Source organism: Pseudomonas sp. NY8896 (assembly GCF_039634505.1).
Genome location: NZ_CP132351.1, coordinates 254,315 through 280,212, shown reverse-complemented (window position 1 = coordinate 280,212; position 25,898 = coordinate 254,315). Strand labels below are relative to the sequence as shown.

29 protein-coding genes and 1 pseudogene are annotated in these 25,898 nt (G+C 56.6%); 9 read left to right on the top strand and 21 right to left on the bottom strand.

Features of this window, described 5'->3' with window-relative positions; translation table 11 throughout:
• Position 1 precedes the first annotated feature (1 nt).
• From Q9451_RS32910 to Q9451_RS32830, 17 genes are all read right to left on the bottom strand, one after another.
• Entirely contained in the window at positions 2-379 is a 378-nt protein-coding gene (locus tag Q9451_RS32910; RefSeq protein WP_019438451.1) for a hypothetical protein, read from the bottom strand.
• A complete protein-coding gene (locus Q9451_RS32905; RefSeq protein ID WP_010794276.1) occupies positions 360-3,308 on the bottom strand; it encodes an FtsK/SpoIIIE domain-containing protein in 2,949 nt (982 codons plus the stop codon). Before Q9451_RS32905 ends, Q9451_RS32910 begins: the two co-directional genes overlap by 20 nt.
• Positions 3,308-3,781 (bottom strand): hypothetical protein, encoded by a 474-nt coding sequence (locus Q9451_RS32900; protein WP_010792900.1) that lies wholly within the window; start codon positions 3,779-3,781, stop codon positions 3,308-3,310. The genes Q9451_RS32905 and Q9451_RS32900 overlap by 1 nt, the downstream gene beginning before the upstream one ends.
• Positions 3,769-4,092, bottom strand: a complete 324-nt coding sequence (locus tag Q9451_RS32895; protein WP_010792901.1) for a TraV family lipoprotein — start codon at positions 4,090-4,092, stop codon at positions 3,769-3,771. The genes Q9451_RS32900 and Q9451_RS32895 overlap by 13 nt, the downstream gene beginning before the upstream one ends.
• A gap of 9 nt (positions 4,093-4,101) precedes the next feature.
• Positions 4,102-5,625 carry a conjugal transfer protein TraB gene (locus Q9451_RS32890; RefSeq protein WP_172688555.1) on the bottom strand — a complete coding sequence of 508 codons (1,524 nt, stop codon included), beginning with the start codon at positions 5,623-5,625 and terminating at the stop codon, positions 4,102-4,104.
• A complete protein-coding gene (locus tag Q9451_RS32885; protein WP_010792903.1) occupies positions 5,622-6,416 on the bottom strand; it encodes a hypothetical protein in 795 nt (264 codons plus the stop codon). The genes Q9451_RS32890 and Q9451_RS32885 overlap by 4 nt, the downstream gene beginning before the upstream one ends.
• 2 nt (positions 6,417-6,418) lie before the next feature.
• On the bottom strand, positions 6,419-7,045 hold the full coding sequence (locus Q9451_RS32880) for a hypothetical protein (RefSeq protein WP_010792904.1): 627 nt from the start codon (positions 7,043-7,045) through the stop codon (positions 6,419-6,421).
• Position 7,046: 1 nt separating this feature from the next.
• On the bottom strand, positions 7,047-7,424 hold the full coding sequence (locus tag Q9451_RS32875; protein ID WP_010792905.1) for a hypothetical protein: 378 nt from the start codon (positions 7,422-7,424) through the stop codon (positions 7,047-7,049).
• Between the two features lie 2 nt (positions 7,425-7,426).
• Positions 7,427-7,822: a hypothetical protein gene (locus Q9451_RS32870; RefSeq protein ID WP_010792906.1), complete on the bottom strand. Its 396-nt coding sequence runs from the start codon at positions 7,820-7,822 to the stop codon at positions 7,427-7,429.
• A 3-nt stretch (positions 7,823-7,825) separates the two neighbouring features.
• On the bottom strand, positions 7,826-8,176 hold the full coding sequence (locus Q9451_RS32865) for a hypothetical protein (RefSeq protein WP_010792907.1): 351 nt from the start codon (positions 8,174-8,176) through the stop codon (positions 7,826-7,828).
• A 104-nt stretch (positions 8,177-8,280) separates the two neighbouring features.
• The gene (locus Q9451_RS32860) at positions 8,281-8,622 is read right to left on the bottom strand and encodes a hypothetical protein (RefSeq protein ID WP_010792908.1); all 342 of its coding nucleotides are present in this window, start codon (positions 8,620-8,622) and stop codon (positions 8,281-8,283) included.
• A 36-nt stretch (positions 8,623-8,658) separates the two neighbouring features.
• Positions 8,659-10,470 (bottom strand): TraM recognition domain-containing protein, encoded by a 1,812-nt coding sequence (locus Q9451_RS32855; protein ID WP_010792909.1) that lies wholly within the window; start codon positions 10,468-10,470, stop codon positions 8,659-8,661.
• Positions 10,445-12,655 (bottom strand): helix-hairpin-helix domain-containing protein, encoded by a 2,211-nt coding sequence (locus Q9451_RS32850; RefSeq protein WP_234285039.1) that lies wholly within the window; start codon positions 12,653-12,655, stop codon positions 10,445-10,447. The genes Q9451_RS32855 and Q9451_RS32850 overlap by 26 nt, the downstream gene beginning before the upstream one ends.
• Before the next feature lie 2 nt (positions 12,656-12,657).
• Positions 12,658-13,143 carry a hypothetical protein gene (locus Q9451_RS32845; RefSeq protein ID WP_172688553.1) on the bottom strand — a complete coding sequence of 162 codons (486 nt, stop codon included), beginning with the start codon at positions 13,141-13,143 and terminating at the stop codon, positions 12,658-12,660.
• A gap of 106 nt (positions 13,144-13,249) precedes the next feature.
• Positions 13,250-13,540, bottom strand: coding sequence for an HU family DNA-binding protein (locus tag Q9451_RS32840; protein WP_255251287.1), 291 nt, complete (start codon positions 13,538-13,540; stop codon positions 13,250-13,252).
• Positions 13,541-13,672: 132 nt separating this feature from the next.
• A complete protein-coding gene (locus tag Q9451_RS32835; RefSeq protein WP_010792913.1) occupies positions 13,673-13,993 on the bottom strand; it encodes a hypothetical protein in 321 nt (106 codons plus the stop codon).
• 49 nt (positions 13,994-14,042) lie between these two features.
• Positions 14,043-14,390 carry a hypothetical protein gene (locus Q9451_RS32830; protein ID WP_010792914.1) on the bottom strand — a complete coding sequence of 116 codons (348 nt, stop codon included), beginning with the start codon at positions 14,388-14,390 and terminating at the stop codon, positions 14,043-14,045.
• 152 nt (positions 14,391-14,542) lie between these two features.
• Here Q9451_RS32830 and Q9451_RS32825 point away from each other — a divergent pair, with 152 nt between their 5' ends.
• From Q9451_RS32825 to Q9451_RS32815, 3 genes are all read left to right on the top strand, one after another.
• Positions 14,543-14,965 (top strand): TraR/DksA family transcriptional regulator, encoded by a 423-nt coding sequence (locus tag Q9451_RS32825; RefSeq protein WP_010792915.1) that lies wholly within the window; start codon positions 14,543-14,545, stop codon positions 14,963-14,965.
• 118 nt (positions 14,966-15,083) lie between these two features.
• On the top strand, positions 15,084-15,662 hold the full coding sequence (locus tag Q9451_RS32820) for a hypothetical protein (RefSeq protein ID WP_172688552.1): 579 nt from the start codon (positions 15,084-15,086) through the stop codon (positions 15,660-15,662).
• Positions 15,663-15,679: 17 nt separating this feature from the next.
• Positions 15,680-16,756 carry a hypothetical protein gene (locus Q9451_RS32815; RefSeq protein ID WP_010792917.1) on the top strand — a complete coding sequence of 359 codons (1,077 nt, stop codon included), beginning with the start codon at positions 15,680-15,682 and terminating at the stop codon, positions 16,754-16,756.
• A gap of 132 nt (positions 16,757-16,888) precedes the next feature.
• On the opposite strand, the gene Q9451_RS32810 is transcribed toward Q9451_RS32815, so the two are convergent.
• Entirely contained in the window at positions 16,889-17,488 is a 600-nt protein-coding gene (locus Q9451_RS32810; RefSeq protein ID WP_223271182.1) for a hypothetical protein, read from the bottom strand.
• A gap of 207 nt (positions 17,489-17,695) precedes the next feature.
• Here Q9451_RS32810 and Q9451_RS32805 point away from each other — a divergent pair, with 207 nt between their 5' ends.
• From Q9451_RS32805 to Q9451_RS32780, 6 genes and pseudogenes are all read left to right on the top strand, one after another.
• Positions 17,696-18,886, top strand: a complete 1,191-nt coding sequence (locus Q9451_RS32805; RefSeq protein ID WP_019436916.1) for a hypothetical protein — start codon at positions 17,696-17,698, stop codon at positions 18,884-18,886.
• A 30-nt stretch (positions 18,887-18,916) separates the two neighbouring features.
• Positions 18,917-19,990 (top strand): hypothetical protein, encoded by a 1,074-nt coding sequence (locus Q9451_RS32800; RefSeq protein ID WP_126152488.1) that lies wholly within the window; start codon positions 18,917-18,919, stop codon positions 19,988-19,990.
• A 1,137-nt stretch (positions 19,991-21,127) separates the two neighbouring features.
• Positions 21,128-22,024, top strand: a complete 897-nt coding sequence (locus Q9451_RS32795; protein ID WP_172688550.1) for a hypothetical protein — start codon at positions 21,128-21,130, stop codon at positions 22,022-22,024.
• 43 nt (positions 22,025-22,067) lie between these two features.
• Positions 22,068-22,150: pseudogene (locus tag Q9451_RS32790) on the top strand (antirestriction protein ArdR); the annotation flags it as partial.
• 107 nt (positions 22,151-22,257) lie between these two features.
• Positions 22,258-22,557, top strand: a complete 300-nt coding sequence (locus Q9451_RS32785) for a hypothetical protein (RefSeq protein WP_172688549.1) — start codon at positions 22,258-22,260, stop codon at positions 22,555-22,557.
• Between the two features lie 15 nt (positions 22,558-22,572).
• The gene (locus tag Q9451_RS32780) at positions 22,573-22,875 is read left to right on the top strand and encodes a hypothetical protein (RefSeq protein WP_172688548.1); all 303 of its coding nucleotides are present in this window, start codon (positions 22,573-22,575) and stop codon (positions 22,873-22,875) included.
• An 85-nt stretch (positions 22,876-22,960) separates the two neighbouring features.
• Here Q9451_RS32780 and Q9451_RS32775 read toward each other — a convergent pair whose 3' ends face one another.
• The 3 genes from Q9451_RS32775 to Q9451_RS32765 all read right to left on the bottom strand — a co-directional run bounded on the left by Q9451_RS32775 (position 22,961) and on the right by Q9451_RS32765 (position 25,677).
• Positions 22,961-23,452 carry a hypothetical protein gene (locus Q9451_RS32775; protein ID WP_172688547.1) on the bottom strand — a complete coding sequence of 164 codons (492 nt, stop codon included), beginning with the start codon at positions 23,450-23,452 and terminating at the stop codon, positions 22,961-22,963.
• A 120-nt stretch (positions 23,453-23,572) separates the two neighbouring features.
• The gene (locus Q9451_RS32770) at positions 23,573-24,436 is read right to left on the bottom strand and encodes a 3'-5' exonuclease (RefSeq protein WP_172688546.1); all 864 of its coding nucleotides are present in this window, start codon (positions 24,434-24,436) and stop codon (positions 23,573-23,575) included.
• An 893-nt stretch (positions 24,437-25,329) separates the two neighbouring features.
• A complete protein-coding gene (locus tag Q9451_RS32765) occupies positions 25,330-25,677 on the bottom strand; it encodes a DUF805 domain-containing protein (protein WP_199866726.1) in 348 nt (115 codons plus the stop codon).
• Between the last annotated feature and the right edge of the window lie 221 nt (positions 25,678-25,898).

Genomic DNA, 25,898 nt, shown 5'->3' with positions numbered 1-25,898 from the left:
CTTAATTTCCCAATACCGGCAGATAGGTTGGTGCTTCTTCGGTCCAGCGACCTGGAGCGATCTGGACGCATTCCTTGTGGCCCGGGACCAGCATTCCGTTTTGCACCCGTGCAGGAATGTCAACACCGCACTGAATGATCGGCGGGTCCCAGGTGAACCGATCGCGTGCACGCATCTTTCCCTTCAGATCTGTGAGAACCTGTGTGACGCCTTCCTCGTACGCGCGGCGCTCGAGTTCGGTTTTGGGGGCGTAGAGGGGCTTAATAGGCTTGGCCTGCTCCTCGATGATCGTTTCGCGCGGTTCGTACTTCGACGAACAAGCTGCGAGCGAGGCGAGTGCGGCTACCGCCGCGAGGGTTTTAAGCAGCTTGATTGACATGGTATCGAGCACCATACGGGTGAGATTTTGCGAGCTCGGAGATTGCCTTCTGGCGAGCTTTTGATTCGGAGATGGAGTGCTTCTGCACAAGCTCCTGGGTCTTGCGCTCGCGCATTTGGTAGTCGTCCGGATGGGACGAGGCGATCCAAAGCGCCATGGGGCTGGCGAAGAGCCGGAAGACACCGCTGTAGTATTCGGATTTGGTTGTCCGCATCCGGTAGAAGACTTCGCTGTACAGCGGGGGCAGAGATGCAAGCGATCGCCAAAGCTCAATCTCCTCGGCAGTAAATGCGAGGAATTCCTTCGCGATGTCGTAGTCCGACTGCGAGCAGGCCAGGAAGAAGTAATGGCTTGTGTTCTCGAGGATGCCGTCCTGTGACTCGCCATTCCCACCGGACTCAGCACGGATCAGGTTGACGAAGTCCTTCACGGTCTGAGAAATCAGCAAGCAGCCGGCACCATAGCGGCGGAGTTCTCGATAGAAGCTGGAGAGCGCCGATGCGGCAGTCGGGTCAGAAAGGGTTGCCCACGCTTCGTCGACAGCCACGATCTTCTTGCGGCTACGTTCAAGCTTGAACTTGCAGTACAAGTCGATCTGGCGGAACAGGGCCAGAGTGACTACGGGTAGGGCTGGAGACTTTGCCATCCGCTGGGTTTCGAGAACGGTAAAGTCGTTCTCCCATTGGACCTGCAGGAAACCGTCAAAGAGAGCTGCAAATGGCCCGGCCCCGTAATAGAGGGTGAGCGCCTGGACGAGCGATCTGCCCGACTGTTCAGTGAACTCAGTTTTGTCGAGGTAAGGGATGAAGTCCCTGAAACGAGGTTCGTCCTTCGGCTTGGTAGCTACCCAGTCGGTATAGAACTCGTTGAGTGCCTGATACAGCAGAGGCACTGTCACTGGGGTAATGACCGATGTTTTGGACTGCTCTGCAGCGCTGGAGGTGATCATCATCACCAGCATGCGAGCAATGAAGAACATGTCTTCCAACGTCGGCATTTCGTTGTTGCCGTCGTCGTTTTTACCGATCCAGAACGGGTTGATACAGATGGGGTTGATGGTCCGCCCGGTGATCGGCTCTTTGAACGGCTCGGTCGCAAGGCGAATGTAGTTGCCATCGAGAACCAGGCAGAGGCTCTCGTAGGAGTCGCCCTTGTCGATGATCCAGACTTTCGGTCGGTACTTCACCCTCAAGGCCATCAACAGGTTGTTGAAGGTGAACGACTTACCGGTACCGGTACTACCGCAAATCAGGCTATGCGCGGTGTTCGTCATCTGGCCCCACAGGTCCAGATAGATCGGCTGTCCCGCCCTGTTGTTCATCAGGATTGCAGGGTCGGAACAGCCTTGGTATTCAACAAAGAACGGACACAGATGGGACAAGCTTTCCGTGAGGTGAGGGGTGTCACGACGGAAGAGCTTCATGCTGCTCTTGCGGAAGTTCAACGGCATGCTGTTCCTGACAGCAGCGTCGCCGCGAAGGGATTCTTTGTGCCCCACACGCCAAAGCATGTTCTCCAACTGCATGGCTTGATCATCGACCTGGGACTCGACGAACCCCATCAGGTTGATGTGAAGCGACACGTCAAAAAACTGCTCGCGGTTGTTGGCGTTTTCCGCACTGATCTTGGATTTAACCTTCTCCAGGTCATTGCGCTGCTGAGCCAGCAGATCCTTGTCGCCAATTTTCATGGCTTCTTTCCCGGATTGCATGCGCCCACGAGTCCATAGGCGGCTCATCATCGCTATTGGGGAGGGCACGCTCCAGTTGATGGTGATCAGCGATTCGCTCTCGATGCCCGACATGGCCACCTGCAGCATGCCCGGGAAGCTCGAGGTTGGTTTACCCAATACCGAGACTGGGCGGATGAAGTAGGGGACGCCGGAATCGTGAATGGTCCAGCCTTTCTCCTCGGTTTCGACAGAGGCGAACATCGGGGCATTGTTGAGAGTTTCCCGGTACGCGACTTGGCTCGGGTTCTTCAAGCAATCCAGGATGGGCAAGTCAGGCCGGTACTTGGGCGGGTCGACCTTGAAGCAGCGAACGGGGTTGAAAAGCTGGTACTGAAGGTTGATGAGGCCTTGGCCGTTAAGCGAGCCCGGCTGGAACCCGAACGTGGCCAGAGCCTGGCCGATCTCATGACAGAGTTGGCCAAAGCGTCTTGCGTGCTTCGTGTATTCCTTATGAGCCAGCTTGTTGGCGTCGATAAGCCCCATCGAAGCCAGTGCGTTCTTCGCTGTGTTGTCGATGAATTTGCCGAAGAGATAATCCGGACTCCAGAGCAAGACCAGGTAGAAGTCCGTTACAAAGGGATAGCGACCTTGGCTTACTTCGCGCTCAATCTGCTCGGTGACATTGGCCCGGACGTCATCCTCTCCCTCTTCCGCCCAGGGGTCACCGCCCATGAGAAGAGTCCGAACATTATTTCGAAGCTTCTCATCCTCGATCTCGGCCAGAGAGTCCTCACGCATGCGCTCAAGGACCTCGGTGGAGAGCTTTGTGAAGAAACCTTCAGGCGAGCTTGCCGCAACGATCTGTCGTTCGACGATCGAGTTCGCGATTTCGAGAGCGAACTCATCTTCTCCGCCTTCAATACCTGCACGGTAGATCCCAAGAACTTCGCGAATATCTCGATGGGTGTGACGAATGAATTGACCGGCCGATCCAGATGGATACTTGTTCAGTACATCACCAAGACCTTTACTGAGGGACCACAGGTCATCGTTGTTCAGGAGCGAGGCATCCATACCTCGTAGCTTCCAGATTTTGGCGAAGCGACCATCGATGGTGTGGAAATAGCTGCCATGCTTCTCGTACAGGAATGCATCGGAAAGCAACTGGATGGGCATGCCGCCCTGATACCCGCGGCGAGCCAGGCCAGCCAACTCAGTGTCGTAGAGATGCAGGTCGTCAATTTTTACCTTGGCCATCAACCCTGCCCCTTGAGTGTTGCTGTAACCACGCGCCCTTCCGGGTAAACGGTCACACGAGCGCCACTGACTCGGGTGAGGTATTCCGCAAGGTCGCGCAGCGAGTTGGGATGCGAGTTGAGCTTGATCACTTGGTCTTGGTTGACTTGCGGATCGAAGCGAGAGTCGTAGCCGGACGCTGCGGCCGAGAGTCGGACGATTTCACCAAGGGTGAGGTCTTGGTTCTTGAAGAGTTGTGCCCACGGGATTTCGTCTGCCTGAATCAGCTCGCGGTGATCGGTTGTGTTTTCCTTTTGGAAAATTTTCCGATAGAGAACGACGTCAGGTTGAAGAACAGTCAGGTCTTGGCCTGATCCCAGGATCATCTTTGTGTGGTGTTCGCGAATGGCATCCTTGTACATCTGGGGAACACCCTCAGCCAAAGCCGTGGATGCCGCTGCCAGGAGACAGAAGCCGATGGTCAGTTTGCCCAATCTGCTTCCTCCACGATGATGTAATCCCAGCGGCCGCCATGCTTCACGCCGGTTTTAGCGTCGGCGTATGGCACCACCCATACCGGCGCTACAACGTCCGGGTTTCGGATCGGAAAGTACGGTTCTGATGAGCCAAGCTCTGGCCGCGCGCGCAGGCCTTGGCGCAGGAGCGAGACCGTGTCTCTGCTGGCGCTGCCATGGACCGCATCGTAGATCTGGTCCATCGAAGCACTGTTTTTGAAAGGCTCCTCACTGGCACAACCGCTGAGAAGCAATGCGGTGGACAAGGCCAAGAATGGGCGGATGTTCATGGCTGGTTCCTAGATCAGGGTGTCGTACATGCCGGGGTCAATGTCGAACGCCTCAGCTGGTTTCAAAACACGGAAGGTTTGGTCTGTTACGAAGCGCAGCTTGATGCCCGGCTCGACGATGACGGTGTCTACCGCAGCGTTTGCTTCTCGCTCGAATCGCTCCGAGATCTTCTTGAACATCCCGGCGATGCCCTCGTTGACCGCCGCCTTCGTGGCGTTCCCGGTTAACTGGCTGGTGGTTGAGCTGGTTCCGTTTTCCATCGCGCTATTCGTAGTGAACTCGGCCTGGCTCAGGGTGGAGGCATAGGCCGCTGCGGCTGCTGCAGCTGACTGGAGTGCGAGGGTGCGGCCTGAGGCCTTGTCCAGGCGGCCGTAGACGTCTTGCTCGTTGTCTCGCGTATCGACGATGTACCCGGTTGCAGGGACCGTCTGGGCACCACCGGTCTCGTCCCAGTAGGAGAGTTGCTCGATGCGAATGGTCGCGCGGCCCGTATTCGAGCTGGAGTTGCGGTTGCCAGAGCAGAGGCCCATCAGGTGGATAGTGCCGAGATCTCGTTCGGCGCCGTTGGGACCCTTGAAGATGCCGCGCACCGGAAGGACTACCGGTCGAGCGGGAATTTTCCCTTCTTCGGATGCCCCAGGAGCGTTGGCGCCGATCGGGCACGCAACCCCGTGAAGCGTGGTGACTTCCACAAAAGAGAAGGCGGGTACTTCATACGTTTCGCGCGGACTCTGGGTTGGCAGGGAGGCGTTGAGAGACTGGGCTGCCGGCATCGGGTCCGGGTTCGGCTGGCGGCCGTTCAGCTTTGCCAGGGTCGCGTCGGCCTCGTTGTAGGTATTCACGCCAGCGCGCTGAATGCCATTCGACTCAGGAGCTGACATGTTGGCAAACAGCTGTTGCTCGGTCTCAGCAGTTGAGCCCGCGCCGCCTCCGCTTTTTCCGTTGAATTGCTGACCGCCCGCGTCCCCGCCATTGAGCAGGAAATAGTTCGGACCGTAACGGTTGGAGTTCGATGGGTTTGCAGAAACTGCCGGCATTGGCGGCTCGAGTGAAAAGTCCTCGAGGTTTAGTCCTTCAGAAGAGGAGGGTGGCAATGGCATGCTGGAGCCTTTGTCCAGCTTGTTGATACCACCGTAAACACCGTCAACCTGATCTTTTCGTAGTTGTGCAACTTCTTCACTGAGAGCTCGAATCTCAGTGTTCGATTTCTGCTCTGCTTTGCGTTGGTCCTCAAGCATCTTCGCCTTGAGAGCCTCGCGATCCTCCTCGCCTCGCTTGATTTTGTCCTCAAGGGTTTCGATCTTCTTGGCGAACTGAGTCAGTGCAGCATCTTTATCCTGGATGGTGATCGAGTTGACTTTGTCACTGCCAACTTCAACTGCCTTGGGTGCGTCAACCGAAGTCGCACCTGTGGTTTCGCTGTTGCCGCCCATGAAGTTCATGGCAACACCAAGCGCACCAACTGCAGCGACGATATATAGGCCGCGTTGCTTCGTTATTACGTTCTTCTTCTGATCGTTATCGGCGCTCACTGTACTTTCTCCGATACGATGAATAGCAACCCGCGATGTGACTCTCCGTAGACCTCGGTAATGTATTCGGGGGAGGGGCCTAGTATCCGAGAGGAAGGGAGCATGGAAACTTGTCTGGCAATTCCAAGGGACTCGCGTACGGCCTTGTTGCCATAGTCGATTTGATCAATGGCGACTTTTGTTGAAGTGCGACCGTTGTTGATGACTTCGTAAGTAGTGCCGATGTACTTCGGACCCACAACTTGGGAGCGAAGTTTGAATTCCAGCGAGCCCTGCCGAAACACAACACGATCAGTCTCTGAAAGTCGGGAAAAATCCTGTTCGCGATATCCCGAAGGCAGTTTCCCATCGTAGAGATAGTTCATCAGACCTTTAATTCTTCCGCGGGAGTCTCGCGCCATGGCGGACCTATCAGCGATCGGCTGGCCCGAAATAGTGACTTGGCTGTCTGCGCAACCAGGCCGGGTTATAAGTTTGAGAATGTACGTTTGCTTGGACGGCGCATCGACATAAACAAGGCCCGTATACAGCGGATCTGTCGCTTGAAATGCGAGCTTGTTTTTGATAGGGGACGGGTAGAAGTCCATGCCCTGAGTTACCTCTACATAAATACCGTCGAGGTATGGCTCGGGGAACAAAACCTCTGCACGCTGGGTGTCGTTTGAAATGTAAATGTCAACTGGCGAGTTGTTGTAAACAACAGTGCGCGGATTCCGGTTGCACTCGTCGCTCGCAAATATCGTGGTTGACATGGCTGCGCAAAGGCCGGCAGCTATCAGTCGCTTCTTCAACCCTAAATCTCCTGGATGTCGAAGTCATCAGCCACAACCGCCCACTCGTAGAACTTCGAAGGCTTGACTGGCTTGATTAGAATTTTCACATTGTACTTAGCCTTGTTGAAAACCCTATTCAAAGTGGCCCTGTGGCGTTCAGCAGTGAAGGACACCACATAACCCTGTGGGGTAACTTCGACTTGATATGGAGAAGATTTTGTGAATACCTGTGTGATCTGCTGCTCAACCGACTGGTTTGCAACGATCTTCAAACTATCTTCCTTCAGCGCGCGGAGACGTGGCGACATCATTCTCAATGCTTCTTCGGCATTGGTTCGAGCAGACAGAGGAGTGAAGTTGTAGTAGTTGTCAAGGAAGACAGCCACGAATGCAATGATGTGTCTCTGTGGAATCTGCCGCTCGCTGATAAAGATCCCCTCAGAGTTTGGGAATCCATACATGATTCGCTCGCTTTGCAATCTCCGGTTTGTTTCCTGCAGTTCCCTATTCATGCCAACCAGCACGGCGATAACGACTGCAAAAACCGCTGAGATGGCGATCAGCGTAATGATGGCTCTGCCCGCACGAAGATCACTTGCGCCGAGCAAATTGAAATACTTCAACGGTGCGCCGTATTGCTCACTCATGTCAGGGCTCGTATCGGTTGCAGTAAGACGGTGAGGGAATCAGCCCGATCTCGAGCCAGATCCGCGCAGTGAAGCGACCGAACTTCCCGACTGCCTTTTGAAGGGCAGGGAACTCGCTCGTCATTACGTAGAGGTCGCCTACGAAAGTTGAGGCCATCAGGGCTAGGAAGCCCTGAGGTTTATTTCTCGTGGAACGCTTGAAGAGCCACAGGCAGAAAAATGCAACGGCAAAGGCCCAAAGGTTTTCGCCTGTGGTTTTGCTGACGATCACCAAGGGAACGATGAAGAACAGAAGGTCCTCTTGGGTGAGGCCTCCGAAGTTCACCGGGCTCGTCGCGAAGGCATAAGTCGGTGCTTCAGTTGTGACTCTCAAGCGCATGGTTACTTGGTCCCCGAAGAACTGGAACCAGTACCACCGGCCATGTTGAAGCCGGCCAGGTTACCGGCCTTGACCACTACGGTTTCACCGAAGAGGGAAATCAGAACCACGAGCACGAATACCCACCAGCCGCGTGCGCCTGCGAAAAGCACCGACAGCAGCAGAAGTGCCAACCCGGCCCAGAGACCGTAACTGGCAATCAGACGCCACCAGTAGAGGAAGCTGTTGTTGGAGTTCTTCGCGATCGTCTCGTCCGGCGCGAAATCGCCGTCAAACGCAGCCATTGCGATATCGGGCATGGCGACGATGAAGATGGTCACCGCCAGTGCGAGAATCCCCAACGCAAAGCGTTTGAGGTCCTCCGTTTTCAGTTGCGGCGCGAGGCCAGTCATTTGCATGGGTCAATCTCCGACTCGAGTTGGGGTGAAAAACAGGCCATCGGGGGTAACGGTCTGGTAACGGAGCCGCTTTTGCTCCGGTTGCAGAACTACGTTGATGGTCTCTTCCACGGGCCGGACCTGTGCGAGCATCCTTACGAGATCCAGCCCTGGAAGTGGGGCGCTGGCTTCGGCCTTCTTGAGTTCGTCCTGAGCCATGCGAAGGTTTTGAGCAGCGAGAGACAGGTGCTCAATGGCACGCTGATACCGGGGATCGCGCTGATCGATTACGTACGGGTCGGATTCAGCAAATGCTGGCTGAACGGCAATGGCCGCCAGATATCCGATCCCTAAAGCCCATGCGTGAAAGTTCATAAAGGGCCCTCCTTTCCCAAATAGTGGAAAGTGAGTGCCCCTTTTTTGAGGGTCGGTAGTGACAGGCCGGCTTTGGGCCGGCCCGAGGGGAGGGGAGCAGAGAGTTAAGAGGTTTTTTTCTCGTCGAACAGCTGGCCAACCCAGCGCCTGGTTCGATGGAATTGTGCAAGCAGCACCTTGCCCAGGAATCCAAACAACTGCACGGTTACCAACGACAGCACGATCTGCACGTAGGTGAAAATCATGCGGACGAAGGCGTTAATCAGCAGAGAGGTCAGGCCGCGAGTAGGCTGGAAAGCAAGCCCGAGGCAGATGATCACGGCAGCGATGGCCAAGTAAGCGGGCCAACCGATTCGCTGCACATGGAACTGGGTAATATCGAGAAACCAGTCCCATACAACCCCGAAGTCCCAATCCCACTGCCGCAGTTTGTCTTGCCAATTCATGGTGTCTCCTCAATGCTCGAGTTTCGCATGCTAAATTCAGCCCTGAGTCAGCTTTTCCAGCATTGCCTTGTTCTTCTCGTGGAATCGTTGCCAGGCGTTGACGCCCGAGCGCGCTCGACGTGGCCTGCGGACCAGTCGCATGTCCTTGAAGTGGACATTCGGGAAGCTGTTCCTCACCAACGGCATGCGGACACGATAGGTTCCCGACTTCGCGACAATGATCCCGTCGCCTTGGTCGAGCGACGCAAAGTCTTCGGGTTGCAGGATGTCCTCCCGCGTCGCCTTGTATCCGGTACTTGAGCTGGCGCCTTCCGAGTCGTTTGTGTAGAGACCTGATTGCTCGGATGCGTAACTCTGTCCCGTGCTGCTGCCAGAGGACTCTTGGACGAACCTTTTGATCATCGTCCCCGCAAGCTTGACGGCGAACTCCCGCGTCTGGGCATCCCGGATGTCGCAGTACAGGTGTGTCCAGCAGTTGCCCAGCACCATCTCGACGAAGGCAGGGGAAATGTTCTGGAGGAAGCCAACGCCCTGGAAAGCAATGATGATGGGCACATTCGCCGATCGCGCCAGCTGGAACAGGGATACCTGGCTCTCGTCCATGAATGATGGGTACTCGTCGAAAATGGCCGGGCACATCATCAGCGGTTTGGCTTTCGAGAGCTGGATTTCGCCGATCGCTCGAGCAAGATCAGAGATGAACAATTTGCCGAATAGCTCCACACCGTCTTTGTCGGCAAGCGACGACATGGACAACACAACAACCTTGTTCTGGAGGATCGCCTCTTTGAGGTCGACATCCGGGCTGTAGGTATTGACGATGCTGGAGTATTCGGAGTGGGCGAACGCCGAAAGTTTTGACACAAGTCCTTGGAGCAACTGCTTGTACCCGCGCAGGTTCCACACCTGTTTTTCTTCGTCGAACCAGAAGCGAAGGTATGAGTGCAGCCACTCGACACCATCGCTGTGATAGATGGAGTCGGATACCCGTATGTTGCGGATAAAGCTCAGCAGCAGGTCGAAGTCGGACAGCACTGCAATGATGTCCTTGATGTGGAACACTGGCTCCCCGGGCTGCAGCTTCAGCGACAGCACCGCGGCAGTCAGGGAGTAGCGAGCAATGTCCGTCCAGAACTCCTCTTTGGAGTTGGCTTGGAGCTTCATTGCAGTGGAAATGGTTGCGCGGACCCCGCCCGAGAAGAACGGATTGTAGGTATGCGACATTTCCGGGAACTCGAAGTTGATGATCAGCAGCTCATCGAGCCGGCCGGCCGCTTCCATCATTCCGTAAATCGAGCCGGAGAAATCAGAGTCTGACTTCGCTTCGATTAGCAGAAGGCCGGCCCCTTTTTTTATCTGTTGTTGGATGATTGCCAGAAGCAGTTCGGTCTTGCCGGTCCCGGTTGCAGCGAGCAGCGCTACATGGCGAGTCATGATGTCGTCGGACAGCATGAATGGGATCATTGATGGATAGGTGTCGATCAACTCCCGGCGGATATCGTCAGCGGTGGCGATGCCCTTCGTACTCGTGATCGCGTCAACGCGATCCTTCCACTCTGTCCAAGGAATGGCCTTGCCCAGAAAAGTGGAGCGGCGGAAGTCGCAATCCGGAATCGGGGCTTCGATGTAACCGGCGTCCCAGATATCCGTGGTAGACGCTTCAGCTTCTTTCCGATCAAGCAGCAGGGACCATATAGCACAGCCTGCAGCGATGGCCACCGTCAAGGGGAGCGGCACAAATGGAATTGCTGCCCCTACCAACGGAAGGCTGATTGCGATATTTCGCTGTCGCTGAATTTCCGCATGCTCGGCGGCAAGCGCCTCAAGGCGCGCTGATTTGATCGACATCTGGATTTATCCGTTTAGGGAGAAGAGACCGGGCAACAGTCGGTTCGCGCAGGGAATATCCCGTCAGCAATCCGTCGAGTGCGCCAACCACCAGCAAGGTGGTCTTCGCACTGTTCAGGAGAGTCGAGATGAGGGTGGTGTTGATGAGGTCCTGCTGGCCCTCGCCGACCACCAAGACGACAACGTCGTAGACTCGCCCCCGGATGAGCTTCGGCGTCATGACAGCGCCCTGGAACACATCGAGGCGCTCTGCCAGGCTGAGCAAGTAATTGTTACCAGCTCGGTCTACAGCGTTCAGGCGCTCTGGATTGATTTCAGCGGCGGTGAACACGGAAAAGGGTGGATGGTTTGTGCTGGCGACGGATTGCCTAACTACGAAAGGCAATCCTTTGAACAGCCCTTTTCCATGGAACTCAACCAGGTGCTCCTCGCCAGTGAACTCCCGAGCGATCGCTGCAGACAGCGGGCCCACCATGTCCTCACCTCGAGGCCCCTTGGCGGCTGGGACTACAACCCTAATATCGAGCAGCGGGTCTACCTGTAGCTGCTGGGCGAACTCCCTAACCACAACAGGTAAGGTCTCGATGAGCAGCTCGGATGGCACCGACAGCCAAGATATCGCTTGGGTTGGGTCGAAGGTTTCGTCGTTCGCTTTGAGCGTCCCGCTCCAGATACGCCGCGATGCTTCGCGTTGCGGTGATCTGGGTGGCAACCAAAAGCTCGCCTGGAAAACTCGCGCCGGCCCGCCTTGGGTGAGCTCCGCGAACGGTTGGCCAATGGAGTGAGCTGGTAGGTCCTTTGCTGCCCCAAGCAGGAAAACCCTGCTCGAATCTGGTACGGCGCGCAGGACGTTCACCATTTCCTCTATCCCAAGCGAGTCCGCCCCGGCAAGAATCAACACATCCGCGTTGATCGGTCTTTTGCCATGCTGTGAAGGCACCCCTGTCTTTGGATCAATGCCTATCAAGGCCGAGTACGTGACGACGACACTGTCGTCATCGAGCAGTCGGTTGACCTCGTCAGCCATCTCGTTTGTATAAGCGGAATAGATGGCGTCTGCGCCGAAGGCTTTCAGGAAGAGTTGAAGGCCCTTGATAACCAGCATTTGGTCTGAGAGGGTTTCGCACTGGATCAGCGCAAAACGTTCTCCCAAGAGCGAGCGGAGTCCTGCTGAGAACGTCTTCGCAGTCCCGTTTTCAAGGCCCAGTGGCTTCAAGAGCTTGGTGGCCATCTTTTCGGTGGGCACCAGGTCCTCGGCGTCTTTGCAGTCCAGTGCTGCCCATTTCCGCACGAGGCCGGCCAGTTTGTTTTCTGCTTCGTGCAGGCTCAGGAGTTGTAGCTGTCCGCCGCTGGCATGGACAACCTTGGCCATGGCGAGGTCGGTTACGGCCTGAGCAATGAGGGGCTTGATCTCATCTTTGGTGAGTCGAAGCATCTTCATGACCGACTCGATGAGCGGCCTCCCTTCAACGTAGCTGTGCCCGAGCCAAGCCTCCCGGCGGAGCACGCCGACCACCGCGCCTTTAACTGCAGAGACTGTGTTGTTGGTCACTCCAAACCTTTTCGCGAGGTTCAGCGCGGAAGTGAAGAGAATGTCCTCGAAATGGACGTAGAGCAGATAAGGGTCTTCTTTCAGAACCTCACTGAGGTTCGCGGCATAGCCTAAGCGACGTTGCAGGGTTGCCAGCTTCGCCGGCGGAATACCCTCGACGTCGATCTGTGCGAGTGCGAGTTGCTCACTTCGTTGATCAGCCCAAACCTGGCCTAAGACCTGGGCTTCTTGCGGGGAGATTCCAGCTTCCACGAGTCTATCTGGTGATTGGTCCAGAATTGGAATCAGACTTTCGCCGAAGTGCTGGACTGCCTTGCTCGTAACGCTGCGTGGGACGCCAGTGAGGACGCTGAGATATCCAACCAGTGACTCAACCTTCGCTGGTGGCATCGAGGTGAACTGGCTGACATCGAAATCAGCGCCGTCGATATCCGGTACGCGCTTGCCGTACAGGATGTAGTCCTCATAGAGGATTGCGTTGCCGAAATTGCCGGTACCGGTGAAGGAGGTGTTGTCTTCCCGCCGGAAGGTACAAACCGACCAAGGACCGGCGGGATCACGGAAAACAATATCGACTAGGGTACCGCGTTCGCGGGTGAGGGCTTCAGCCCCGTCAGGAATTCGATCAGTCATGCTCATCCGCTTGGGTGCGCGCGGCCGCTATTCACGTTCCGTACGCTCTTGTGGACGCCGTTGTAGCTACGGGCAATCTGGTTGGCGAGTTCGGCTCTCACGGCCGCAGCATCGTTCACCAAGGCCGGATACAGACGGGTCAGCCCAACGAAAATGTCGAAGTCCTCAAGCAGATCAACAGCCACCAGGACCTGGTCTGCGACGATCAGCGACTTATCGTATGCAGCAACCGGCTCCATGCCGTTGAACAGCCCTGTCGGGTCGACAAACAGGAATGGGCGGAGCTGGCGTAGTACCAGACTGCGCGCATGCTCAATTTTGGGTAGAACTTGACCTTCAGCCAGGCGGATCTCCTGGCTGCTCTTGCCGCCAAAGAGCATGCCGGATGCCTTGGCGAGGAAATGGGGGAGCGAAGTGTTTATGGTGGCCGGCCAAGTGCTGCCGTCGACCAGGAATGCCTTCGCTTCAGGAGTGTAGATGTATTTCATGTCTTGAAATCCTTGTTCAATCCAATAATGGAAAGGGAGTGCCCCTTTTTTGGGGGATATCAAAAAAAACCCCGCCGAAGGGCGGGGTTGTCTTGCGATGGAGCGATCAGTTGATCGCGTCCTTGAGCGCCTTGCCCGGCTTGAAGCCAGGAATCTTCGCAGCAGCAATCTGGACAGGATTCCCGGTTTGAGGATTGCGACCCTCGCGCGCAGCGCGCTCCTTTACCAAAAATGAGCCAAAGCCCACCAGCGTCACAGTGTCACCGGCCTTCAGCGCGGAAGTCACGGACTCGATCACCGCATCCAGTGCTTTCCCAGCGACAGCCTTGGTGATGTCCGCGGACTCGGCGATTTGGTTGATAAGTTCTTGTTTATTCACGCATTTCTCCATGTAAATCAGGGGGTGAAGTAAGCAGTATAACGGCGGCCTGGTGGCCTCCAAGTGAATCTGGTCTTCTGCAGCGATTGGATTCCATGGACGCGCCGCACAAAAAGAAAACGGCTCGGCAATGCCGAGCCTAAGGGGAAATCAGATCAAGCTTGCGCCCAGCGCGCCGGCCAAGAAGCCTGCTCCAATAAGGGGGAGCATTCCGGCAAGGGCCTTAGAGCCGGCTCTGTGGCACAGGAAACCGCCCACACTGGTGATTGGTACGATCAGGTAGGCAGCGATCATCTGCACTGACAGCATGCGTGTGCCCAAGGTGGCATCGCTCGTGGGGTGACTCCCGAGCATCGATGCCAACGCCAGCGCTCCGATGGCCAGGCAAAGCAAGGTAGCTAGGAAGGCTCGTTCGGTATAGCGGAATGGGCCGACTTCGATTTCTGCAGCGCTTTTGACGGTGGTTTGCATAGCGCGTTCCTCTTGACTCTCACGACAAGGGTAGCAGCCTCTTTCAGCGCTAAACAGCGGAAATCAACTCCTGAATTTGCCCCTCTGCCGCTGTTAGCAAACAGAGCACCTCATCGGAGCAACCATGCGCGCTCAGAGCTTCCATCGCTCTGGAGAAAGCTCTGGCATGCGCGGCACAGAGATCCACTTTGTCGAATGCCTCCTGGATAGCCGTGTCAGTAGCCACTGGCGCCATTGCTACCAGGCCGTTCTCATAGATACGGCTTTCCCAATGGCTCGGCTCGATGCCGGTTGAGCGAAAGTAAATGAAACCGAGCTGATCGCCCAGGGAATAGGCTGCCGCCCCGTAGTGCTCATCGAATGTGGAACGGCCAGTGCCCAACGCTTTGAATTCCATGAATGTCCTCCTGCTGGTGTGGACGGTGACCATAACGGTGCAGTCCTGTGGTTCAAGACTGCGTAGCCGGGGATTTAGCGGAGGCATTTGAGTTGAAGAGGGGAGAGGCCTCGTTAAGCTCGGGCCATCCACCTCTTCACAAGGAATCGCCTATGTCCACCTTACTCACTCAGCAGCAACTGCTTTCCGCGCCGGAGTCGGATTACATGTCCGACCAGCAACTGGCTTTCTTCAAGGAACTTCTTCTCAATCGAAAACTGCACCTACAGGGCCTGCTCGCTCAACGAGCAGAGGCGTTCCGCGATGACTCCGAGGCGCGTCTCCCGGATGCGGCGGATACTGCCTCCGCGGAAGAGCAGCGCGCGATGGAAATGCGGATGCTGAAGCGGGACCAGGCAGAGTTGCTGGACGTGGAGGCTGCACTGAAAAGGATCGAAGAAGGAGATTATGGCTACTGCGCTGAGTTTGGGCAGCCGATTGGGCTCAAGCGCCTTTTGGTCGCGCCGACTGCAAGCCTTTGCATCGATGCTCAAGAGATTCAGGAACGTCGTGCGCAGCGCCAGCGTGTAGCATGACCTCCAGCGAGGGGGCATGCCCCCTCGACTCTCCTTTCGATCTTCCTACTTCCTCACTCCTCAGGTTCTATGATCAGTCAAAATGCAGGCTGAACATCTCTTACCTAGGAGCTGCATCATGGAAGTCGGTCCCCGCATGTACTTTCTCGTTTCAGGGTTGCTTTACCCGGCAGCGCTGGGAGCCGCTCTTGTCTGGACGGTTAGTGCCTTGCATTCCAGGGTATTTCTCGAGAGCGCGTCCCCAAACGGCTGGTCTCTGTGTATGGCTGCCTGGTTCATTGGCTACCACTGCCTGCAATTCAGCAGGCTGATGGTCAGGCACTATGATCTTGGGAAGGGCTACACCAGGCGCGCCTTCGTCTCTGACCTGGTGGACTGCTTGACGCTGCTACTGGGTTTCGCTGGTCTTCGCTTCTTAAACGAGCCGATCCCTTCGGAGCAGGTCTGGGTTGTCTATTTGGCACTGCTTGGAGTTCCCCTCTCTGCTGTTATTGCCCATCCACTTCGCATGATGAAGGGGCCCAGGGGGCTATTGGTCCTTGGCATGCTATTGGTATGCCTTCTTGGAATCGACTACTTCAAACTGGGTTTCCTCTTGCCATTGTTCAAGCCAGAGGTAACCCACTGGGTATTGCTGGTCGCGATGTTTTCCATGCTTTGGGCCTTCTACCACCGCGTATACCGCTTCGAACCTTGACAGCAGGGGTGCCGACCATGCGAGGGCTATCGATCGTACTGGGATTGAGTTTGCTGGTCGGCTGTACTCATGAGCCGCTTTCAGAAGGGTTACCGGTTCAGAATCACCATTGGGGCGATGAGCCGAAGATTCAGTTTCTTGGCGTAGGTGGCTGGCTCATACATTGGCGTGGGGAGGGGCTATTGCTGGCGCCTTCGTACACCAACCCGGCCAGCCTCGGCATTCCTGGGATACCCCCGGCCCGAGTGGTAGCCGACAACGAGAAGGTCGACAGACACATGCCGCCTGCAGCAGACGTGACGATGCTTCTGGTGGGTCATGCGCACTACGATCATCTTCTCGATGTGCCGCGGGTCGTAGATAAGCACTCTCCGAAAGCGGTCGTATACGGGTCTGAAACGGTTAAGCACATTCTTCATGCAGCAAAGAACAGCTCAGGACAGCGGATCTTTGGCGCTGGCGCGGTGGTGGTGCCAAGTCAGCAGCAGATAACCGACCATCGTGATCCCTCCCGACCTGGTACATGGTTTTACTCCGACGGGAAGGTCATCACTGATGGGGACGTAAACGGAGCAAATTCCGTGGGTTCGATCCGTGTGATGCCTATTAGAAGCATGCATGCCGGGCACCTCTTCGGCCATAACTTCATCCCAGGTGAGTACGACTGGGAACTCGACGATTTGCCGACTGGTCTGCTGGACTGGAGACTTGGTGAAGTAACTCTGGCCTGGATGATTGACCTCCTCGGGGAGGATGGTCGGCCGGTTTACCGCATTCACTATCAAGACAGCGCCGCTGAACCTCCATGGGGCTTTCCACCCATAATCTCTGACTCAAAGCGCGTCGACGTCGAGATCCTTTGCGGGGGAGGGTGGAATCAAGTCAGTTACTACCCCACAGGGCTCCTCAGGGTGACCAAACCGCGTCTTGTGCTGTTGGGGCACTGGGAAAACTTCTTTGGCAACGACCTTGGTGAACCTGCTCGAACCATTCCGTTGCTCGGCTACAAAGGGCTCCTCGAACAGCTGAAACCCTACAATGTGGTGGTGCCTGAGCCCTTCTCTGACATCCTGCTCCCCCCGCCGATGGAGTGATTCTGCCCCAGCGGAGGCCTTCAGTTTCATGCGGACTCCTGCAGAGCAGACAGCAAGGGACAAAGCCCCATCGTAGGCCGTGTAAGCAAGGGCACTTTGCACGAAATGTGGGATTTCGCCCTGGTGCCGGCCCTATTTTCCGCCTTCCGCAAGGCGTTGCATCAATGCGCGTGCTTCGCTGTACCCATAAGCCCGCAGGAACCCGTCATAAGTATCAGGAAATGACATGACGCGCCCGGCGTAATACTCCAAGGGCACAGCAATGTCGGCTTCGTGCAGGTAGTCCTGATCAAGGAAGTGCTCGAGCACCAGCATGTGATCGAAGAAGGCCTCAAAGCAGTCACGAATGAACTCCTGCTGCTTGCTGAACCCCATCCCCTTCTCATGCACGACAAGGGCTGGTTTGAGGTCCCTCCAGTGAACGACGTAGGTCTGGCCTTCATGGGTGAAGGTCCGGCCTGACCAGTCCATCATTCGCATCGCAGAGCGGGCGAGTGGATCTGTGAAAATCTCCTTCATCATGTCCCGTGCAGCGGCAAGCTGCTTCTGACGGTGTTCCTTTCGCTTCTCTTGGATCGCATTTCGGGCTGACCTCAAGCCGCTCCAGATACCCCAAATCGCCAGGGCCATGGTGATCAGGGTGCTGATGACTGATACCCAGTCCTTGAGTGTGGTTGGTGAGAATGGGTCGCCCTGGGTAGGGTTCTCTGCCGCCATTGCAGCGGTAGTCATCAGCATCCAAGCCGTAGAGATCAACCAGGCAGCGCTGTGCCTCTTCCTTGTGGCTGTCATCTGGAGGTCCTCTGAGGGATGGTTAACCTCAAAGTAGCTTGATCCGTTTCTACCCGCACGTGACCACTCGGGGAATTCGCCTTTGAATTTGCCCGGCGGTCGTTAGACTGCCTGTTCCCCAAACAGCCGCGACACGAGAGGTAGCTTTTGACCGGCAAGCTTTCCAGTGATCAGTTGCAGCGGATCTACAAACTGCTGACGGAGAAGCGCCCCCGGCTTGATGATCGGATGGGATTAACTCCGGCTGAGCGTGCACTGTTGGAGTGTGGCGGTATTTCGAGATCCGACTTTGATGATTTGATTATCGCGACTGAGTACCGCGGGTTTGCCGCGGCCGGCCGATACGCAGAGGCACTGGCTGCCTACTTCAGAATCCCTAAAGTCAGCTTGTGCCGGAAGCCCAGGCGCCTCGACGACGATGTGTTGTGGTTGGATGGCTATGCCGTTGCCGATGCCGTTGCTCTGCTGATCTTCATGGAACGCCTGGGCTTCGCTGTCTCACCTGGTCAGCTGGTGCAGGCGATAAAGGGCAACCTGGCAGGCAAGCCCATGCTGACGGAATCGGAGTACCTCATTCTCACCTATGAGGTTTCCCGCGGCTGTACTACGACAGTCCTCCGATCAGATGTGGAGCGCCAGCCGGCATTTCCAACGACCAAGCGCCACCGGGATGAGTTAGGAAACCGCTTCACATTGGTGCTCCAAGGGGAGGATGTGTTGTCGCTGGAAGTAGCCGGGCCCCGATATCGTGACGTCAACTCGGCACTTAAAACCTGTGCCTACTGCGGTACGACCTACCTGCCCAGCAGTCGTAATGAGCGTGAAGCACATCGTCAGGTTCATAGAGAAACACAGCGGTTACTGGACCCGGGCCCGAACAAGCGGTTTGCGGCCAGACTAAAGTGTGTCGCTGGCGCCGATCGGGTAGACGCATCTGTGCCCATGTGGATGCATCAGGAGGTATTGAAGCGCGCCCAGCGTTTCCGCGCGGATTTTGGCTACGACTTTGTCCAGTGGACTGGAACGATGTCGACTAAAGCAACGGTTGACTGGCACGGCTACCTGATTCCAGCTGGTGCTGACGGCACGATTGCAGGCGCTTGTGCATTCCTTTACGAGACTGAAACGAACCCATCAGGCAGCCCCTGGACTTTATCCTGGATCTGGCTGGCGCCTAAATACAGGCGCGGCGGGCTGTTGCGAGAACGGTGGGGGAGATTCCTTGAGGCCTATGGAGACTTCAGGATCGAGAGTCCGCTGTCTCCTGAAATGGAGGCCTTTGTACGAATTCACGGCACGGACTGGCAGAAGAGCTGCTTGTCGAATCATGGCGAGTGAGCAGAGTGCTCACCGCCTCTAGGAGTTTTTGTGATCAAGACCAATACATCTGCCCCCCAGCTGGACAAGCCGATGATCTTCCCTGCGGAGGACTATGCTCGTGCGTGGGTCGGGTGTCTGGCCGGATTCCTTCCAGGCCTGAAAGATCGAAGTCGTGAAGTGTTCCTGAGGCTGTCAGGGTGGCATCACTGGAACGCAATGGTCGAGGCCTGCAACCCAGAACAGAACTGCGTGTTCATGACTGAGGATTTGAGTCCGGAACTTCGGCTTTCGACTCTTGCAGAACATCGCTCAATCCTGATCCATGAGTTCGGTGTGAAGCCGGCCACCGCCAATTTCTTCCTATGGGCAAATCCCCTGGGCTCATTTGAACTCGTGCCGCTTCGCGCGGCCGTCAAAGAGGCCCTTTATCAGGAGGGTGAGTCGCCTTCCTCGAGGTTGGACAAAATCCTCATCGCTCTGGATCAAGAAAATCGAGCGCTTGTTCCTGGTACTGAAGAAAACTTCCGCCGCGGCTGCCACTTCACCAATGAGCGGGTGTACATGGCGATGTTCCAGCATCTCGGCTGGAACCTGGAGCTCAGCGACGGGCGTGACTACGACGTACCATTTGGACTACCTGTCGCACGGTTGGGCTATTTCAGCGACTCCGAACTCGGCTCGGTCCCTGTGTTCATGACTGGCTTGGCGCCTGACCCTGAGCTGAACCCTGATCAGACCAGCTGTGCGATTTATGAATGGATCACTTCACCGCAGGGAGCGAAGGCACAAACGGCAGTGGTCTTTTTCAGGGAGCCACAGCTTCGAGTGCTCGATGACGTCGAGACCTCGATCTTCGGCAGCTTCCTTGAAGGGCAGAGCGCATGGCATCTCACCTTGTCGTCTAACTCCAAATCGTTGGGGAGTGTAGTGGTCGACATTGTCTCGGGCCAGACTCTTCCTGTGCCCGAGCAGCGCGACAATGGCTTCGAGTTGGCCATGCGATTTGCCCGTGCAATGGAGCGCTACTGCGACTTTCCTGAATTGCACCTTCCCAACATTGACCGGCCAGTGGTCCTCGCCGGCGGCAGTGGGTGGGGAGTAGTGAAGCTGCCCCAGGCTTGAGGCTCTGCAGAACGAGTGCCTCCCATCAGGTCAGAATGGGAGTCATGCACCATAAACGTCACATGACAGCTGGTGCTAAGGGGAAGCTCTGCTCGACCTGCAACCATTCGCCTTTCGGTTGAAATGCCTCAAAGATGGTGCAGAGGGTGTCCATTGGCGGTTGAATGAACCCCGGCCATTCTCGGTGCGGATCGAAGACTGCGATTTCAAACTCGGGGTGTCGAAACGCCACCGCCCAGTGCCATCGTTCCCTTTCTCCGGGACGTATGTCGCGCAATTTGACTATCGCCAGGCCGTGAAGATCGGCCCATCCCCGCCACCGGCGAGTCACTGTCAGAAGTCCTGCCGTGGCCACCGCCATCCTCATCTCGCCCGAACTCGTAGAGAAGGGCGGTCGGCCATGCCTCCTTTTGCCAAGCCCCTGGCTTACGAAATGCTCCCGAGCTCGTTGATATGTCCAGCCGGTAACCATCGCTAAACACGCTACCCCGCAACCATAACGGTCGGTTTGCACGATCTTCTGTACACCGCATCGGGCTTGCCAGTCGTCTTCAGTCGCTGCCGGCGGATGATGTATGTCTAGGTGATCCATGGATTCAGTCCTCATCCAGTTCAGGACTGATCGTACTGTGAAAGGGCGCTGGCCCAGGCTGGTTTCGCGGTCCGCTTTCCAGCCTCTCCTTCACCAAGGTGGGAAGGATTATCAATAGGTTAAGTTGCAAACCCTACCTGGGGCGCAGGGGGCGGCAGCCATGAAGCTCTACCTTGCCTCTAGCTCGCTGTAGAAGCTCTCTGACCTGGTCTTCCGTCGCTGAGCGGTCATCGTCTAGCCACCAGCCATCTTCATCCCTTGATCCAAATATCACCGACCATCCAGGTACAGGCCCCAAGTATTCAGAAAGACTGCACCACACGAAGTCTGCATGCAGTCCGGAAAGTCGATCATCCATAGGCGCTTCGCTGGAAATGTACTGGAGTTGGGTTAGTATCGCTGTGGAGCGCTGGCCAGCGCTCGCACGCCCACCTTGGGCGAAGGCCGGATTAGGCCATGGCTTCAAGACTTCACTTCATCCAAGCATTGCCCCTCGGCAATGTGTCTAGTGGGCGTGACACAAGATTGCCGCCAAGGAGCATGCTTTGACCATTTCTGACCGTTTCCCCTCTGGAGCATCCCTCGATCAGGTGAAGAAGGATGCCAAAAAGCTGGCCAAGTCTGGGGGGCTCAGTCTCCATGAAGCTCTGGACCAAGCTGCCGCCGCGCATGGCGCTCAGGTCCCCTGGCATCGCATCCAGGAGTTCCTCGCCGGCGATGATGACGAGACTTTGCTGGCCAGGTTTGCTCTCCCGCTGTTCGCCGGCGGCGTCTTCACTGTTTCTCTAACAGAGACACGCCCCATGATATCGGTAACGGGGCGACCTGGAGCAGGAAAGTCGACCACAGCATTGCTGATTGCTGAGCGATACCTGGCCGCCTGCCGCGGCCGGGTTCACCTGGTGAGCCCTCTTCACGTTCAACCGACAGCAATTGCCGAAGAGGTCTCGGAGGGGTGTTGGATGGATGTCTGGGACCGGATTTCGTTGAAGTATCCTGGGCGTTGCGTCCGTGTCGTTTGCCCTGAGCGTACGGCGGAAATGTATATGGTAGGGCCTCTTGATTTGAGTCCTTCGCAACCTGAAAGGGGAGACCTAGTCGTGCTTGATGAGCGCTACCACTGCGCTAAAGGGCAAAGTCTGATCGACGTGGCAGAGATTGCCCGCATGTGGCGAGTTGGCCTGATCCTATGTAAACAGCCGAGGCCATGGGAACACGAAACCATTCCCGATGAACCAGTTGGCGATCCATTCTCCCTGCACATCAAATGCAGCCGCGATCTGCGTTTGGAGAAGTGCCGGCTCCAGCTGGAAGAAATGGAGAGTGGACGTTGGGGCCAATGCCTGATCGTGCCAAGCGCTCCCTACGGATCTTCGAAACGGAATTTCAGGTTCCAACGAAGTGCGCTGGGAGCCCTCAAGAGCCATTTTGCTCGTAAGTGAGGGTGTCTAATACGCAAACCCGACATCCACCCTCATTTGGTTGTCGGGTTTGATCTGCAGGCCGAAGGCGGCGGCGACTACAACGGCGCGAAAGCTTGGGTCGCGGTTGACCCTGACCCACAGTAGGAAACCCGCTCAGTTGCACCTCATGCCCTGGCCAGTTGCCGGGGCGGGCCGAGGACGTAGAGGACACCGCGTTGGAGTTCACATCATCGAAAATAGGGATAGGTAACATGATTCCAGTAAGCGTAATCAGCGGTCTGCGATTTACCCAGGAACATCCATTCGTGACTGGCGTTGTCATCGCTGTACTTCTTGCCCTGGCCACTCTCGCAGCCAGCCGTAGCCGGCGTAGCCCACAGCGGAAGAAAGCCCTGCGTGCGGTGTCGGTTGCTTTGGTGATCGGCGCCGTAGGGTTCTACTCGTGGGCCTACAACACTCGTACCCCAGGCTTGGCCGATCAAGTGGCGAAACTTGCCAAGCATGCAGCTGCTGAGCAGGCAGCAAAATCGGATACGGTTGAAGCCAAGTAGCGCAGGGAAAACGATATGAAGAACACCATCACGGCCCTGCTTGCGGTGTCCATCCTTGCTGGTTGCGATGCCGTGGCTGAGAAGGCTCCTACTCAACAGGCTGCGAAGTCGGACGAGGCTCACAACTGCACAACTACCGGGCCTAACTCGCCAATCGTCACCGGGGAAAACAGCGCGGTAGTCATCAATGGCAAGACCTACGCACCAGGGCAAAGCACTGGCTGCGCTCCGTCGTCTACCAATGTCTCAACGCATGGTGTCGGAAGCCCGATTGTCACGGGGGCGGGTGCGAAAGTCGTTATCCATACGGATCGATAGGAAAACACGAATAGGATACCAGGTGGTCACCTGGTGCTGTAGTTGCACCACATCACGATGGCTGTATTGGCCGGCGCACTAGGACTCACTCATAGATTTCTGTTTGCCTCGGCCGCGAATCCACATCCGTGCCATTGCCGTTGTCTCTGTAATAGATCACGCCGAGAGGACGTCCGTATTGGACGAATACAGGAGCTACGCTGACCACAGTCGCCACACCCTTGCCCAGGACCTCGTCAATAAAGTCTTGGGACGATACGGCAGGTAGGGTTCCGTCCTTATACTGACAATCCCCTTTGACTATCGTGTTCTTCGAACGTAACCAGGATGCTGCTTTAACGAACCCGACTGAAGCCGGGCAGTACACCATTTTGCCCCCGGAATAGCCCACCCCGTCCACGAACAAGTACCCGGTTGCTCCGTATGAATTACCGGCATTTGGGAGGCCTGAGTCGGAAGCGGCGGCCGCCGCAGCTGTGGTCACTGTAACAGCCGCAGCGCCGCCAGCCTGGGCCAGTAGCGGCAGGGTCAGAATCGCGGCAGTGAAAGCGGCGCGGAACGTTTGAAAGTGGGGCATGCAGCTTGAACCTCCTGACTGTGTATGCCTGGCCACGGGATTCTAACGGAAGGGCTTGCCGATACCAGCAGATTGCACTCTGCGGAATACGCTCCTTACGAATGGAGAAGGCGTCGAGAGTTAATCCGACCAGGACTGGAGCCGATTCAGCTCCTGATCGAGCTTGAGTCTGACCTGAGCCATCGATTGCAGAAGATCCACGGTGGCCAGCACATCTCCAATTGCGGAGTGTGCTTGACCACGCCAGGTTACGCCGGCCAACGACATTGCTGCCGCAAGAGAGATGGTCCCATATCTGTTGGCTGCCCCATACATGGCCACCGCCAGGCCCATAGCGCAATGCACCTGACACGTCGCAAGCCAGCTAAGGTCATCCTGGAATGCGTTCGCGGTTTGAATCAGCAGTCGCCGATCGAACGCTGAATTGAAGGTCACAATGGGACGACCGGTAAGGAGCGCCTTGACTCTGCCGACAACCTCGAGCCAGGTCGGAGAATGCTGGAGCTCTTCAGCTCGGATTCGGTGTACATCGGCAGCACCTGGTTCGATTGGAACAGTGGGCCGAATCCTGGAGTTGAAAAGCAAATTCCCGTCGACGTCGGCGATCGCCAGTTCGATAATCTGGGCCTCGGTACCAAGCCCTGTGGTTTCGGCATCCAGCACGAGAGGTGCATTGGCAAGCCATTGCACCGCGACATGAGAGGCCCTGGCCACCTTGCTTTGCATCCGGCCCTTTAGCGCAAGTATGGCCGCCGCCCGAACTTGCTTCGGGGAGGGGGCAGCAGCCTTGCGGTCCTGCATTGGGAGGCAGTCCGCGATCCGGTACACGCCGAAGGTCCCACCATAACCATTCTTGTAATGCGCCACCGGCGTCGCATCAGGTTTCGGCTTCATCCGGAACTCGTCCCGAAGCCGACCTTTCGAAAAGGACCTGTCGGCCGCTATTGCTTGTGCTCTGAGTACCTCGAGCTGGACTTGATCCATGGCCTCACCTCGTCGGATCTGGGTTACCGACCACGCACATCCGACTCGAGTAAGTCTCTCAGGCCAGTGCGCTCTAGCGTCGAATCATTCACCAGGTCCTCATGGTAACCGGCGAGGACAACGGTTTCTCGTACCTGGTAGAGGTGGACTATGGAATAGGGTTGCTGGGCGGTTACCTTCTCGTAGCCTTAAAGCGCCGATAGCGCCTCAGCTACTCCTCGGGTGCTCACGGCCCAGATAGGGAAGGTCATGGCCATCTGCAGGTGCCTACGACCGCCCCCCACGGTTCCGTCGATGAAGCCTCACCAGGTAGCGGGGTTACCGTAACCAACGGGCTTCCGCGCCGCCTCTATAACAACATAACGCGCAACGCTACGACCGCCACCCTGAACCTCCTCTGTAAAACCTCACCCTTTAAGGCGGCTTCCCTCGATAGAAAGCCGCTACCTGATCGCCTGCTATAACAACATAACCTAGGAGGTTCCGACCATTTCTGCGTTCCTCCTGCACCATTTCCTCCCGCCTGGATCTCCGCATCCCATAACCCACCCCCATACCTGTCTAACCCTTTCCCTTTTTACTTCCTTTCTTTTCTTTCCTTTTCCCCATTTCTTTCCACCCGCGGCGCAGGCAACCCGGCACCGGCAGGTGGGCCCTTGAAAGGGTTGGACAGGGTAAGGGGTATCAGAAGGGGCGCCGCCCTCAGGCACACCGCAGGTTATGTTGTTATAGATGTCTCCGGATTCGGGCGACCTGCCAAGGGCGAGGGTAGTAGGCCAGGTTGGGCTTTTGCAGAGGTGCGCCGGCATGGAAGGAAAAGGGAGCACCGCCGGGCCGGAGAGCGCCGACGGCTATGTTGTTATAAGTTGGCCTCAATGCGGCCAGCTTAGCGCTCACTTCCCGCCAACATAGGGCGAGGAGGGCGGTGCGACCGGCTTACGGCCGGGGAGCAGGAGCAGGATGGCCAGGATTGCTAGGCCAACGAAGGGAATGAACCACAGCAGAAGCACCCAAGGGGTGACGCCGGCGTCTTTCAGGCGCTGAATGGCATTTCCGGCGATGACCAGAAGCGCGAGGAGGATCAGAAGTCTGCCGAGCAACCCGAAGGGGCTCAAAGCGACCAAAACGGAGACCAGGAATACGTCGGCAAGCAGGCAGAGCCAGAAGAAAGTCCGACCCTGTCGGTTCTTGAACTTGAAGGCGCCGGTGAAATGCCGGCAGTAGTGGGAGAGAAGATTCACGCGGGCTCCTTTGGACATGTCGAGCAGCTTCTCTGCAACTCGGACACTCATCCTATCTCAGAGTCCGCATGCTCCCCCGGCAAAACACAGGATGTAACGCCAGGCACCATCTACCAGGGTTTCTGCCACCACCTTTGGGATGAGCAGATGCCCTAGCATGATGAGGCTGAAGAACAGGGTGAATTTCAAGAACAGTTGGCGTAGGAACACCTGGTCGACCT